This window comes from Collimonas fungivorans (assembly GCF_028292705.1).
Lineage (GTDB): Bacteria > Pseudomonadota > Gammaproteobacteria > Burkholderiales > Burkholderiaceae_D > Collimonas > Collimonas fungivorans_B.
Genome location: NZ_JAQGLV010000318.1, coordinates 1 through 14137 on the forward strand (window position 1 = coordinate 1; position 14137 = coordinate 14137).

Consider the following 14137-nt stretch of genomic DNA (forward strand, 5'->3'; position numbering starts at 1 on the left):
ACGCTCTGGCCTTCCTTGCCGCAGACGCCGACGCCGGGATCGAGCTTCATGTCGTTGCCGATCATGGAAACCCGGTTCAGCACGTCCGGACCGTTGCCGATCAGGGTTGCGCCCTTGACCGGATAGGTGACCTTGCCGTTTTCGATCATGTAGGCTTCGCTCGCCGAAAACACGAACTTACCGTTGGTGATATCGACCTGGCCGCCGCCGAAATTGACCGCGTACAAACCGTTCTTCACCGATGCCAGGATTTCCGCCGGATCCTTGTCGCCGGCCAGCATATAAGTGTTGGTCATGCGCGGCATCGGCAGGTGGGCGAACGATTCGCGGCGAGCGTTGCCGGTCACCGGCATCTTCATCAGGCGCGCGTTCATGGTGTCCTGGATGTAGCCTTTCAGGATGCCGTCTTCAATCAGGGTAGTGCACTGGCTAGGATTGCCTTCGTCGTCGATATTCAGCGAACCGCGGCGATCAGCGATGGTGCCGTCGTCCACCACGGTGACGCCCTTGGCCGCCACCCGTTCGCCGATGCGGCCGGAGAACGTGCTGGAACCCTTGCGGTTGAAATCGCCTTCCAGGCCGTGGCCGATCGCTTCGTGCAGCAGGATGCCGGGCCAGCCAGGTCCGAGCACCACGGTCATCGGGCCGGCCGGGGCTGGCCGTGCATCCAGGTTGACCAGCGCCGAAGCGACTGCATCGGCCGCGTACTGTTCCAGCAAGGCGTCACTGAAATAGCTGTAGCTGTAGCGTCCGCCGCCGCCGCTGCTGCCGGTTTCACGGCGGCCGTTCTGTTCGACAATGACCGTCACCGACAGGCGCACCAGCGGCCGGATATCGGCGGCGATCACGCCGTCGCTGCGCGCCACCAGCACTACATCGTATTCCGCGGCCAGGCCGGCCATTACTTGCACCACGCGCGGATCCTTGGCGCGCGCCAGGCGCTCTACCCGTTCCAGCAGCTTGACCTTCTCGGTGGCGTCCAGCGACACCAGCGGATCATTCGGCAGGTACAGGGAACGGCCGCCGCTTTGCTGCATGCCGGCCGCGATCTTGATCTTGCCGGCGCCCTGGCGAGCGATGGTGCGGGTGGCTACCGCGGCATCGTGCAGGGCGCGCTCGGAAATCTCATCGGAATACGAAAACGCAGTCTTGTCGCCGGAAATGGCGCGCACGCCTACTCCCTGGTCGATGGAGAAACTGCCGGTCTTGACGATACCCTCTTCCAGGCTCCAGCCTTCGCTCTTGGTGAACTGGAAGTAGAGGTCAGCGTAGTCGACCTTGTGCGTGAACATGGTCCCCAGCGCTTTCAGCAAGCTCGATTCGTCCAGGCCGAAAGGCGTCAGCAGGATATCGCGCGCGATGGCTAAAGTGCCCAGGTTTGGTTCAAATGGTTTCATTGGTATTCCGGTTTTACTGTGGTGTAGTACGGATTGTAGAGCATCCGGGGCCGGGCTGGCCCTGGCGCTGAAAATAGTAATATCTAATAGTAAATTCGTATTGCCAATGATTGCTACAACTTGCGATGCAGCAACGCCGGCAAACTGTCCCGCACTCCCTTAAGGAAATGGGGGTCGATGCTGCCGCTGACAAGGCCCTCGCCTTCCGCCAGCACCGATTTAATTTCACCCCAGGGGTCGATCAGCATGCTGTGGCCCCAGGTGCGGCGGCCGTTGGGGTGCTTGCCGCCTTGCGCTGCCGCCAGCACATAACACTGGTTTTCGACGGCGCGGGCGCGCAGCAGGATTTCCCAGTGAGCCTTGCCGGTGGTGTAGGTAAACGCCGCCGGCACCACGATCAGGGTGCAATCGCCCAGCGCCCGGTACAATTCGGGGAAACGCAAGTCATAGCAGACCGACAAGCCGACCTTGCCGAACGGCGCCTGGAAACTGCCGGTGTCCTTGCCGTAGACGATGGTGCGCGCCTCATCGTAGGATTCCTCGCCCTTGCTGAAGCTGAACAGGTGGATCTTGTCGTAGCGGCTGACCTGGCGGCCGTCGGGGTCGAACACCAAGGTGGTGTTGAGGACCTTGCCGACCTCGTCGGCGATCATCGGCAGCGTGCCGCCGATCAGCCAGATGCCATGCTCTCGCGCCAACTGCGCCATGAAAGTCTGGATCGGCCCTTCACCCAGGATTTCGGCGCAGGTCAGCTTGTCGGTATCCTGCATGCCCATGATGGGCCAGTACTCTGGCAACAGCGCCAGCTGTGCGCCCTGCGCGGCGGCTTCGGCCACCAGGCGCCGCGCGGTGTTGAAATTTTCTTCCAGCACCGGCGTCGACACCATCTGGATTGCGGCGACGTTGAAACTGGTTGAACTGACTGAGCTAGGTATTTGGCTCATGGTGCGGGCTCCTGTGCGGGGACAAAACTGAGGAAAAATTACCGGCCGGACGACAGGTCAGGCGTGCTCGCCGTCGGCGTTTCGGTCTTGTGATCGAGTTTGGTCACGACCGGATCGGTCCAGCCGCCGGTAATATTATATTCAAAGGTGAAGGCCCGCATCAGCGGATCGCGCAGGAACAGCTGCGCCAGGAAAGTGCCGATGCCGATCACCGGATTGATCGCCAGCGCCACCACCGAGGCGGTGCCGGCGTTGATTTCCGGCAGCACCGCCACGTGCAGGTCCTGGGTCTCGCGCGCGATGTCGGCGACGCCGTCCATCAGCACCGTGGCGCTGACGCCGCGCATCTTGAAATTGTCGGTATGCGCCTTGCCCTCAGTGATCGAAGCGGTGCCGACTACGCTGTCGAAAGCAAAACCTTCAGAAAAGATGTCGCGGAAATCCAGGGTCAGGCGGCGCGGCAGCGATTGCAGGCTGAGCACCCCGAGCAGCTTGGCGGCGCCCGGATCGACTTTCAGGAACTGGCCTGCCGCCATGTCCAGGTTGATCTGGCCGGACAAGGACGGGATATCCATGGTGAACGGCAAACCCTTCCAGCTGACTTCGCCGTCCATGCGTCCCTTGGCGGCGCGCAGCACGTGCGCGAAACCGAAACGGTCCAGCAGCTTGCCGGCATCGGCGATGTCCATGGCGTAAGTCAGGCTGGTGGTATTGTCGCCGTTGACGGTGGTCCATTTGCCGTCGGCCTTCAATTCCGCATCGGGATTCTTGATCGACAGTTTATGGATGCGCCATTCGTTGCCGACATTGGCGCGCACGTTGTTGGCGCTCAGTTCAAGCCGTCCGAGCTTCTTGCCGAGCAGCTGGAAATCCTCGGCGATGATGTCCAGCCCGGGAATCTGGGTGGAACCGCCCTTCCCTTCCAGCACATCGCCGACATCCGTCTCACCGCCTTGCGGAATGATCAGCGAAGACAGGCGCGCGGTCACTTTACCGAGGCCGCGGCCCGACGGCGAAGCGTTCCAGGTCACAAAACCGGAGGCCTGCCTGGAATCGATGTTGACCTGCCAGGCGTTTTTCTGATGGGTGGCGCCCAGCACCACGTTGTCCAGCGTCTTGCCAAGCAGGATCAGCTGGCTGGCCCTGACCGACACCAGGTTCGGTTCGGCATACTGCGCCAGGCCGGTCAGAGGCGTTTCCTCGCCAGTCTTGACGGCGCCGTCTTCGTTCAAGGCTCCGGCCAGGTTGTTCCAGGCGTCGACGTTCAGGGTCTTGGCGTTCATGTTGATCGCCACTCCGCTATCCGGTTCCGGCAGGGGCGAATTGATGCCGATGCCGCCACGCAGGATTTTCCAGTCGGCAGGTTTGCCGTTCTCGACGGCATTCTTGCCGAGCGGCTTCTGCCGCTGGTAGCGCGCAACGATGGCTGATCCCAAGGCCAGCTTGAGTTCATCGCGCGCCACCGCCGCATCGTCGGAAGCGACGCCCAGCCACTCGAATTTGAACGGCATGGCTTCGCTGGCGCTCTTGCGCAAGGGTTCAGGGAAATCCAGGCCTATGCCCTGCAAGCTGGACTCGACCACCAGCTCCGGATGATGGTCGCGGATCGCCACGGTGGCGGTGTAGCGGCTGCTGCCGCTGGCGTGCGAGAGCAGCTTTTGCATCGCTGCGGCGGGATACATGGCGCGCAAGCCGTCGGCGCCGGCGTTGCCTTCGATCTTGATCAGGGTCTGGCGGTCAGCCTGGGTGCCGCCGCTGGCTTGCACCGGCCCGCCCAGCAGGTTGCCCTTGATGCCGTTCAGGTTGAAGCCTTTTTCGTTGAATTCAAGCTGGCCGGTAGCGTTGGCGATAGGCGGGATGATCTTTTGCAGGATCACGTCGTTGTTCTGGAATTGCAGCACGCCGGTGACCTTGGCGTCGATCAGATGGGCCAGCGGCAACTGCAGGTTCAACTGCAGCTTGGCGTTGCCCTTGCCTTGCGATTCGCTGGTGAAGCCATCGATCCAGTGCAGCACCGGACTGTCTTTGGTGAATTGCACGAAATTCTGCAAGGCGCCGGCAGCGCTGCCGTCGATCAGCAGCATCTCGTCATGCGACGACAAGTCCGGCACGGTCGCCGTCACGTCGCTCACCGCCACCGCCGAAGTTTGCGCGCTGGCGGCCTTGATCTGCAGGCGCGTGCGGTCTACTGCAAACGTGCCCTCTATTTTTTCCAGCAGCGGCCACAGAGGCTGCTTGCCGTCCTGGCCGACATGCGCGGGATCGTATTCAAGAGTGCCGTTTTCTATTTTGCCGGCAATGCTGAATTCGCCTTTTGGTTTGGCATTCGCAGTTTCGGTGCGGAACGGGAAATCGGCCAGGTCGCCCTTGAGCCTGATCGTCACGTCTTTTGCCTTGCCTTCCTTGAGCGCGCCGACCAGCCAGTTGCGCAAATGCTCGGGGGTATGCAGCGGCAGGTAGGTGCCGACTTTTTTCAGGTCGAATTCGCTGATGCTGCCGGTCATGTCGATCACCCCCAGCGCGACGCCGTGGCGATCTTGCAACGGCAACAGATGCGTGCCCGATAAAGATCCGGCCAGGCCATCCTGGACAAAATTCATGCTATCGATCTGCAGCAGCACATTTTTTTGCTGGAAATTCCAGCGCGCCTGCATGTCGAGCTTGTCGAAAGGCAGCAGCGGCGCGTCGAAGAAGCCGGGCAGATCCAGCTGGGTTTTTTCCGATTTCAGGTTGACGCTGCCGCCGTCCTGGTTGGCGTTGACGCTGCCGCTCAGGTTATCGACCCCGGGAATCCCCGGCACCGCGGCTTGCGCCGGCTGGCTGGCAGTCTTGGGCTGCGCCGCACGGGGCGCCTGGGCGTTGATGGTCAGACCTTCGAACTGGCCTTTTGCGCTGTACGACGCGATCGCCGGATAGGCGCCCTGCCATTGCGCGGCAAAATCGCGCAGCTGGCCGCGCGGCGCAAAATCGTCAATCATCTTGATCTGCCCCGCGCTCAGCGGCAAGCGCTGGGCAAAACTCGCCAGCGTCTGCAAATCCAGCTGCTTGGCCTGCAAGCTGTATTTTTCCGCCTGCTTGCCTTGCGCCGGCACATACGATTCGCTGATGGTGGTGCGCGGCAGGCTCAGGCCGTCGGCGGTCTTTAATGAAAAATCGGTGAGCGTTATTGTGTGGCCGTTGGCGCCGAAGGACGGTACGCCGTCTTGCGGCGCCGGCCCCAGTTCCTCATGGGCGGAAATCCGTCCGCTGATATTCGCCAGGGCCAAGGGCTGCAGGTCGGGCCGCAGCCGCATGGCCAGGTCGTTCAGTTCAAGATCGGCGGTAAAGTTGCTCATCTTGGCGTGGTCCAGGTCCAGCCAGGCTTGTACCGCGCCCTTGCCCTGGCTGATCTCGACCGGATAATCGAAGTAAGGCTTCCACACGGTCAGGTCGGCATCGTGCAGATTGGCGTAGAGGGTGCCGGTCCAGCGCTTGACATCGGCGGTCTTGTGGGTAAATACGGGATGGACAAAATTCGCCCGCACATCCAGCGGCGCGGCGAACGATGCGGGCGGCGTCGCCCGCGCCGACAATTGATGGCGGCGCCAGCGGTTTTGCAGCACCAGGTCGATATTGGTCAGGACCAGTTCCGGCGCCTTGCGCAAGTCGTCGCGCCAGCGCACCTGGCCGTCGCGGATCACGATCTTGCGCTGGGCCAACAGCCATTCGGCGCCGGCGCCGTCGTTTTCCTGCTTGGAATTGACCAGGATGCCGGCCACGAACAGATTGCCCTGGGCATCGCGCTCGACCTGCAAATCGGGTTTATTGATCTCTAGCGAAGCCAGCCGGACGGCGCCCACCAGCGCGGAGCGCCAGGAGATGGTGGCCGCCACCTGCGGCAAGGTCAGCGCGGGCTGGCCGCCTTTATCGTGCACCACCACGTTGTCCAGCACCAGGTGCGGCTGCAAGCCATGCCAGGATGCCTGGATCGCGCCGATCGAAATCGGATTGCCCACCGTTTTGCTGACGATATGCTCAACCTCAGCCTTGTAGTAGCCGACGTTCGGCAACACTACATAACGCAAACCCAGGAACAGTCCGCAAAACAGGAAATACGCCACGACCAGCAGCGTCAGCAAAGCGCCCAGCAGATGATGGGTAACCAGGTTAACGTGCTTGTAAGTGGCAATCCCGGCGCGCCAGCAGATGGCAAGCTTGCTGGCCGGCGTCGGGATTTTTGCTTGTTCTTCCAACATCAATCAGAATGGGTAAAATTAATCATTGTGAGACAGGAACTGGAGCCTGCCACTCTGCCCCCAACTGGGCGGGGATAGGAAGTAAAATAAATCGGCTATATCTGAGTGTTTCCAGAGTGGCAAGCTGTTGATGTTCGACAAGCCGCCAAGCCATATGTTCGCATGGATCGGCCCGCACATAGCTAAAAAAACAAAAAGGCCATGGAAAACCCTGTCATTTTCCTTGAATCCTGCGCCATTTACCCTTTAAACCCGTGACTCTATCTCTGTGAATCCATCTCTATTAAGCAGCACCGCCGCCTCGCGTTATTTCTCGCGCTGGGTGAATGCCGAAGCCGGACGCGCCGGCCAGGTCGCAGAGTTGGCCAAACCGTTGACAAGATTAACCGTCGACGCGCCGCTGCTCAGGCATTTATTACAAAAAGAAACAGATTCCGGCATGCCGTTACCGCGCGCCATGCGCCGCCTGCGCAACCTGCTCGTATGCACCCTGATCGAACGCGACCTGCGCGGCCTGGCCGACCTGGATGAAGTGGTCAGCGCCGTCACCACCTTCGCAGAATTTGCGGTGCAAACCCACCTAGCGGCCCTGACTGCCGACCTGGTGGCGCTGCACGGCACGCCGCTGGGCGAAGAATCAGGCCAGCCGCAAGAGTTGCTGGTGTTGGGCATGGGCAAACTGGGCGGCTGCGAACTCAACGTTTCCTCCGATATCGACCTGATCTTCACCTACGCGGAAGATGGCGATACCCAGGCCGGCGACGGCCAGCGCGCGCTGTCGAACCATGAGTTCTTTACCCGCCTCGGCAAGAAACTGATCGGCGCCTTGTCCGAGATCACCGAAGACGGCTTCACCTTCCGGGTCGACATGGCGCTGCGGCCGAACGGCGCCTCGGGGCCGCTGGTGGCCAGCTTCAACATGGTCGAAACCTACCTGGTGACCCAGGGCCGGGAATGGGAACGCTATGCCTGGTGCAAGGCGCGCGCGCTGACCGGGCGGCCGGAGGACATCGCCGTCCTGGCCAACATCAGCCGTCCGTTCGTGTTCCGGCGTTACCTGGATTACGGCTCGATCGACGCCATGCGTTCCATGCATGCGCAGATCCGCACGGAGGTAAAACGCCTGGAAGCGCTGCATCCGGAACGCAGCAACAACGTCAAGCTGGGGCGCGGCGGCATTCGTGAAATCGAATTCCTGGCGCAGGTGTTCCAGCTGATCCGCGGCGGCCGCGACTGCGATTTGCGCGACCGCTCCACGCGCGCCACGCTGCGTATCCTGGCCGTCAAAAACCTGCTGGACGCTGAAGTCGTCGACAAGCTGCTGGCAGCCTACGATTTCCTGCGCAACCTGGAGCACCGGCTGCAATACCTGGACGATGCGCAAACCCACACCTTCCCGACCAATGACGCCGACTGCCTGATCATCGCCCAGACCATGGGTTTCGCCGATGTGCCGTCACTGATGCAGGAACTCGACCAGCACCGGACCCTGGTCGACGCCCAGTTCGACGACATCTTCAAGGACAAGCGGCACAGCCGCCCCAGCCAGCAAGACTGGGACGACTGCGACAATCCGCTGCATACGCTGAGCGAAACCGACAGCCGTGAAACGATTGCGCTGGTGCTGACTCACTGCGGCTTCTCCGACGCGTCGGCGGCGGCGCAGCGCCTGGTCACCACTTGGCAATCGACGCGCGTGCAGAACCTGCCGGCGGCCAGCCGCACGCGCCTGCTGGCGCTGGTCAACGCCGCGCTGCCGGTCGTAGCCGCCATTCCGGAACCCGAGCGCCACCTGCCTACCCTCAACCGCCTGCTGGATTTCCTCGAGGCGATCGTGCGCCGCGCCGCCTACCTGGCGCTGCTGACCGAATATCCGGCCACCCTGCACCGCGTGATCCGCATGATCAGCGCCAGCGACTGGGCCGCCAAATACCTGACCCAGCATCCTATCCTGCTGGACGAGCTGCTCGATCCGCGCAGCCTGAACGCGGCGCCGGACTGGCCGGTGTTCGCCCAAGAATGCAAGCGCCAGCTCGATACCGCGCCAGGCGACACCGAACGGCAGATGGACATCCTGCGCGAAATGCACCACGCCCAGCAATTCCGCCTGTTGGCGCAAGACCTGGAGGGAGTACTTAGCGTCGAGGCGCTGGCCGACCATCTCTCCATCCTGGCCGACATCCTGGTGGCCGCCACCGTGCAGGCGATCTGGAACATGATGCCGGGCCGCCACCGCGAGACGCCGCTGTTCACCGTGATCGCCTACGGCAAGCTGGGCGGCAAGGAGCTCGGTTATGTCTCCGACCTTGACGTGGTGTTCCTGTACGAAGATGAAGACCAGGACGGCCCTGCCCTCTACGCCAAGCTGGCGCAACGCTTCATCACCTGGATGACCAGCCATACGCCGGCCGGCATCCTGTTCGACATCGACATCGCGCTGCGCCCCGACGGCGCCAGCGGCCTGCTGGTGTCGTCGTTCGGCAAGTTCGAGAAGTACCAGCGCGAGTCGGCCTGGCTGTGGGAGCACCAGGCCCTGACCCGGGCCCGCTTCTGCGCCGGCGACGCCGCCATCGGCGAACGCTTCGAAACCTTGCGGGTGGAAGTACTGCGCCAGCAGCGCGATGCCGCCAAGCTGCAAAGCGAAGTGCTGGAAATGCGCAAAAAAATGCGCGACGCCCATCCCAACCGCAGCGACCGCTTCGACCTCAAGCACGACGCCGGCGGCATGATCGACATCGAATTCCTGGTGCAATTCCTGATCCTGCGCCACGCTGCCGCCTATCCGCAGCTGACCGCCGACATCGGCAATATCGCCTTGCTGAAACTGTGCGGGGAACTCGGACTGATTGACGGGGGCTTGGCTAACGCAGTAGCCGACGCCTACCGCACTTTCCGCAAACTGCAGCATCAAGGCCGCTTGCAGGGAGAAGAACGGGCGCGCGTGGCGGCAAGCCGCATAGCGTCCGAAATCTCGGTGGTAAAACAATTGTGGTCCGAAACGTTCGCGGCCGCACCCAGCTGACCGCAGCAATCCCTTGATCCTTGCTGCAAAAAAAGCCCCGCTCAGTGCATGAGCGGGGCTTTTTTGCCAGGCAAGCCAGATTTTACCTGGCCTTATTTGCTTAGCCTTATTTACTTGGCATTAACCAGTGCCACCGTAGTATCCAGCATACGGTTCGAGAAACCCCACTCATTGTCGTACCAGCTCGACACCTTCACCAGGCGACCGGACACCTTGGTCAGCGTGGAATCGAAGTTGGAAGAAGCCGGGTTGTGGTTGAAATCGACCGACACCAGCGGTTCGACGTTGTAAGTCAACAAGCCCTTCAAGGCGCCGTTTTCGGACGCATCTTTCATGATCGCGTTGACTTCATCGACAGTGGTGTCGCGCGCGGCGACGAACGACAGGTCGACCAGCGAGACGTTGATGGTCGGCACGCGGATCGCGAAACCGTCCAGCTTGCCGTTCAGCTCAGGCAGCACCAGGCCGACCGCAGCGGCAGCGCCGGTCTTGGCCGGGATCATGCTCATGGTGGCGGAACGGGCGCGGCGCAAGTCTTCGTGATAGACGTCGGTCAGCACCTGGTCGTTGGTGTAGGAGTGGATAGTAGTCATCAGGCCGTTCAGCACGCCGATCTTGTCGTTCAGCGGCTTGACCAGCGGCGCCAGGCAGTTGGTGGTGCAAGAAGCGTTGGAGATCACGGTGTCGCTGGCTTTCAGCACGCCGTGGTTGACGCCGAACACGACAGTGGCGTCGACATCCTTGCCGCCCGGTGCGGAGATGATGACTTTCTTGGCGCCGCCCTTGATATGGGCGCTAGCCTTTTCCTTGGTGGTGAAGAAGCCGGTGCATTCCAGCACGACGTCCACGCCCAGCTCGCCCCATGGCAGTTCAGCCGGGTTACGCTGCGCCAATACCTTGATGCGGTCGCCGTTGACCACGATGAAATCGCCGTCGACCGTCACCGTGCCTGGGAACTTGCCGTGGGCGGTATCGTACTGGGTCAGGTGGGCATTGGTTTTTGAGTCGCCGAGGTCGTTGATGGCGACGATCTCGATGTCATGCTTTTTGCCGCCTTCGTAATGGGCGCGAAGGATGTTGCGGCCGATGCGGCCATAGCCATTGATGGCGACGCGAATAGTCATGGTTTTCTCCTAAGGTATTAACAATAAATTCGTTTCAATTGACCCTGATAGTACGCCAGCCATAGCCGGCTTCCTGCAAATCCAGACCATCCCAGCTGAACGGCTGCTCGGCCAGCAGTTCGGCGCCAAGCATCTCGTAAAACTGCCGCGCCGGGCGATTGTCCGCCAGCACCCATACCAGCATGTTGTTGGCGCCGGCGCTGGCCAGGGCGGCGGCCACGTGCGCCACCAGCTTGCGGCCGATGCCGGCCCGCTGCACCGATGGCTCCAGGTAGATCGCGGTCAGCTCGGAATCGAACCCGAGCTTGGCCTCGGCCAGCGTCATGCCGGCAGCAAAACCGAGCACCTCGCCGTCGACCTCGGCCACGAATACATTGGCCGCATCATTGGCCGCACTCGATGTCGCCGCCAGGATGCGGGTCCAGATAGCCTTGCTGTCTTCGATCTTCATGCCGTCGAGGTAATCGTCCGGAATGATGCCGCGATAAGTGGTGCGCCAGCTATCGATACGCACCGCCGCAATCACCCCCGCATCGGCGACGGTGGCACGGCGGATCACGACATCACCGACGACGTTGGTGATGTCCATCTTGCCGATAGCTCTTGCAGCTCTCAGATTCATGCTAGTACCAGCTTGGTCTTGGCCACGACGTTTTCAACGGTGAAGCCGAAATGCTTGAACAGCACAGGGGCCGGAGCCGATTCGCCGAAAGTGTCGATGCCGACCACGGCGCCTTCCAGGCCCACATACTTGTGCCAGAACGCAGTCACGCCGGCTTCGATCGCCACGCGCGGCAGGCCGCGCTGCAATACGCTGGCCTTGTATGCAGCTTCCTGGCGGTCGAAGACGTCGGCGCAAGGCATGGACACCACGCGCACCGCAATGCCTTCCTGCGCCAGCGCAGCGGCGGACTGCATCGCCAGTTCCACTTCGGAACCGGTGGCGATCAAGATAGCCTTGGCGTCCGGCGCATCTTTCAGGATGTAAGCGCCGCGCTTGATGTCGGCGATCTGCTGCGCATCGCGTTCCTGGTATTGCAGGTTCTGGCGCGAGAAAATCAGCGTGCTCGGACCGTTCTTGCGTTTCACCGCCTGTTCCCAGGCTACTGCCGATTCAACCGTGTCGCATGGACGCCAGTTGTCCAGCTGCGGAATCAGACGCAGGCTCGACACGTGTTCCACCGATTGGTGGGTCGGGCCGTCTTCCCCCAGGCCGATGGAGTCATGGGTGAACACGAAGATCGAGCGGATCTTCATCAGCGCCGCCATGCGCAGGGCATTGCGGCTGTAGTCGGAGAAGGTCAGGAAAGTGGCGCCGAACGGGATGTAGCCGCCATGCAGGGCGATGCCGTTGATCATGGCGCTCATACCGAATTCGCGCACACCGTAGTTGATGTGGTTGCCCGGCTGGTCGGCGCGCACTGCCACCGATTCTTTCCAGTTGGTCAGGTTGGAACCGGTCAGGTCGGCCGAACCGCCGAGGAATTCCGGCAGCACCGGCGCCAGCGCCTGGATCGCGTTCTGGCTGGCTTTGCGGGTGGCGATGGTTTCTTTCTTGGCGACGCAGCTGGCGATGTAGTCGCTCGCGGTCTGTTCGAAATTGCCAGGCAATTCGCCCTTCATGCGGCGCGTGAATTCAACCGCTTGCTGCGGGTATTCGGCAGCGTAGGCGGCGAACAGCGCATTCCAGTCGCCTTCGAACTGCTTGCCTTGCGGCTTGGCGTCCCAGGCGGCGTAGACGTCTTCCGGGATTTCAAACGGCGCCGAAGTCCAGCCCAGCGCTTCGCGCACGGCGGCGATTTCCTTGTCGCCCAATGCCGCGCCGTGCACCTTGTCGGTGCCGGCCAGGTTCGGCGAACCCTTGCCGATCACGGTCTTGCAGCAGATCAGGGTCGGCTTGTCGGACAGCTTGGCCTGGTGGATGGCGGCGCTGACGGCTTCCACATTGTGGCCGTCGACGGCGCGGATCACGTTCCAGCCGTAGGCCTCGAAACGCATCGGGGTGTCGTCCTTGAACCAGCCTTCGACATGGCCGTCGATCGAGATGCCGTTGTCATCGTAAAGCGCGATCAGCTTCGACAGGCGCAGCGTGCCGGCCAGCGAACAGGCTTCGTGCGAAATGCCTTCCATCAGGCAGCCGTCGCCGACGAAAGTGTAAGTGTAGTGATCGACTACCGGGAAATTGGCGCGGTTGAATTCCGCCGCCAGCAGCTTTTCCGCCAGCGCCATGCCGACCGCATTGGTCAGGCCCTGGCCCAGCGGACCGGTGGTGGTTTCTATGCCCGGCGTGACATCGACTTCAGGATGGCCCGGCGTCTTCGAATGCATCTGGCGGAAATTGCGCAGCTCGTCCATCGGCAGGTCGTAGCCGGTCAGGTGCAGCAAGGCGTACTGCAGCATCGAACCATGACCGTTCGACAATACAAACCGGTCACGGTTGAACCAGTGCGGATTGGCCGGGTTGTGACGGTAGTGCTTGGCCCACAAGGCGACTGCGATTTCCGCCATGCCCATCGGCATGCCGGGATGGCCGGAGTTGGCTTTCTGTACAGCGTCCATTGCCAGCGCGCGGATTGCATTGGCCATCTTGGTAGTCGGAAGTGTGGAGGTCATGGTGTGAGCAGGTAGGCAGCAGTTGAAGATCGGTTGGAAAGCGATTAGAGGGCGAAAAGCAGCGGAACAGCCCACAAAGGCCGATATTTTACCAAAATGCAGTCGATTCCGGTTCAAATCGGCACATCTCTCCTATGTTGGAACGGTAAAATGCTGCCGCACCGCATGAAGCGTGTGACCGTAGCGAAGCCGGATCGTATTGTTTCGTTGCGATTTTCATATCCAATCTCCTGTCCCAGTATTTTTCGATTGATCGCACCATGCAAGGTTTACATCTGACGGCCGACTGTTACGACTGCCGCTGCACCCCGGGCTTAATGCTAGACCCGATCCGGCTGCGCGAGTTCGTTATGGAACAAACCCTGCGTTCGGGGCTGACGGTGGTCGGCGAAAAATTCCACCCGTTCCAGGCCGCCGACGGCAGCCCTGCCGGCATCACCTGCGCCCTGTTGCTGGCCGAATCGCACCTGGCGATCCATACCTGGCCCGAGCGCAATGCGGTGACCCTGGATGTTTATGTCTGCAACTTCACGGAAGACAATAGCGCCAAGGCCAGCGGCTTGCTGGATGTCCTGATCGCCGGTTTCGCGCCGGCGCGGTGGCAGACCCACCACCTGCAGCGCGGCAACGGCGCCGACGACCAGACCCTGGCGCTGGAGCAACTCACGCCGCATACCGCCTACGGCACGCAGCTGGCGCCGCCACTGCTGCAGGTGCAATCGCCGTTCCAGCGCATAGAAATCGCCGACTCCGCCGAGTTCGGCAAAGTGATGCGGCTGGACGGCGCCTACATGACCTCCGA

The 14137-nt window shown here is 61.7% G+C and carries 8 protein-coding genes; 2 read left to right on the plus strand and 6 right to left on the minus strand.

The features are described from left to right. The 3 genes from tldD to JWQ61_RS17820 form a co-directional block, all read right to left on the minus strand. On the minus strand, window positions 1-1397 hold a 1397-nt coding region (tldD, locus tag JWQ61_RS17810), incomplete at its 3' end, for a metalloprotease TldD (protein ID WP_304361686.1). 113 nt (window positions 1398-1510) lie between these two features. Further along, a complete protein-coding gene (locus JWQ61_RS17815) occupies window positions 1511-2341 on the minus strand; it encodes a carbon-nitrogen hydrolase family protein (RefSeq protein WP_304361687.1) in 831 nt (276 codons plus the stop codon). A gap of 38 nt (window positions 2342-2379) precedes the next feature. Then, window positions 2380-6576 (minus strand): YhdP family protein, encoded by a 4197-nt coding sequence (locus JWQ61_RS17820; protein ID WP_304361688.1) that lies wholly within the window; start codon window positions 6574-6576, stop codon window positions 2380-2382. 268 nt (window positions 6577-6844) lie between these two features. On the opposite strand from JWQ61_RS17820, the gene glnE reads away from it, so the two are divergent. Continuing rightward, a complete protein-coding gene (glnE, locus tag JWQ61_RS17825) occupies window positions 6845-9598 on the plus strand; it encodes a bifunctional [glutamate--ammonia ligase]-adenylyl-L-tyrosine phosphorylase/[glutamate--ammonia-ligase] adenylyltransferase (RefSeq protein ID WP_304361689.1) in 2754 nt (917 codons plus the stop codon). Between the two features lie 110 nt (window positions 9599-9708). On the opposite strand, the gene gap is transcribed toward glnE, so the two are convergent. Genes gap through tkt form a run of 3 tightly spaced genes read right to left on the minus strand, consistent with a single transcriptional unit; the run spans window position 9709 to window position 13335 of the window. After that, window positions 9709-10722, minus strand: coding sequence for a type I glyceraldehyde-3-phosphate dehydrogenase (gap, locus tag JWQ61_RS17830; RefSeq protein WP_120234900.1), 1014 nt, complete (start codon window positions 10720-10722; stop codon window positions 9709-9711). Window positions 10723-10756: 34 nt separating this feature from the next. Next, window positions 10757-11344 (minus strand): GNAT family N-acetyltransferase, encoded by a 588-nt coding sequence (locus JWQ61_RS17835; RefSeq protein ID WP_304361690.1) that lies wholly within the window; start codon window positions 11342-11344, stop codon window positions 10757-10759. Continuing rightward, window positions 11341-13335 carry a transketolase gene (gene tkt, locus JWQ61_RS17840; RefSeq protein ID WP_304361691.1) on the minus strand — a complete coding sequence of 665 codons (1995 nt, stop codon included), beginning with the start codon at window positions 13333-13335 and terminating at the stop codon, window positions 11341-11343. Before tkt ends, JWQ61_RS17835 begins: the two co-directional genes overlap by 4 nt. Before the next feature lie 317 nt (window positions 13336-13652). Between tkt and JWQ61_RS17845 the strand changes: the two genes are divergently transcribed. Beyond that, window positions 13653-14137: S-adenosylmethionine decarboxylase family protein (locus tag JWQ61_RS17845; RefSeq protein WP_304361692.1), on the plus strand; the 485-nt coding region annotated here is incomplete at its 3' end.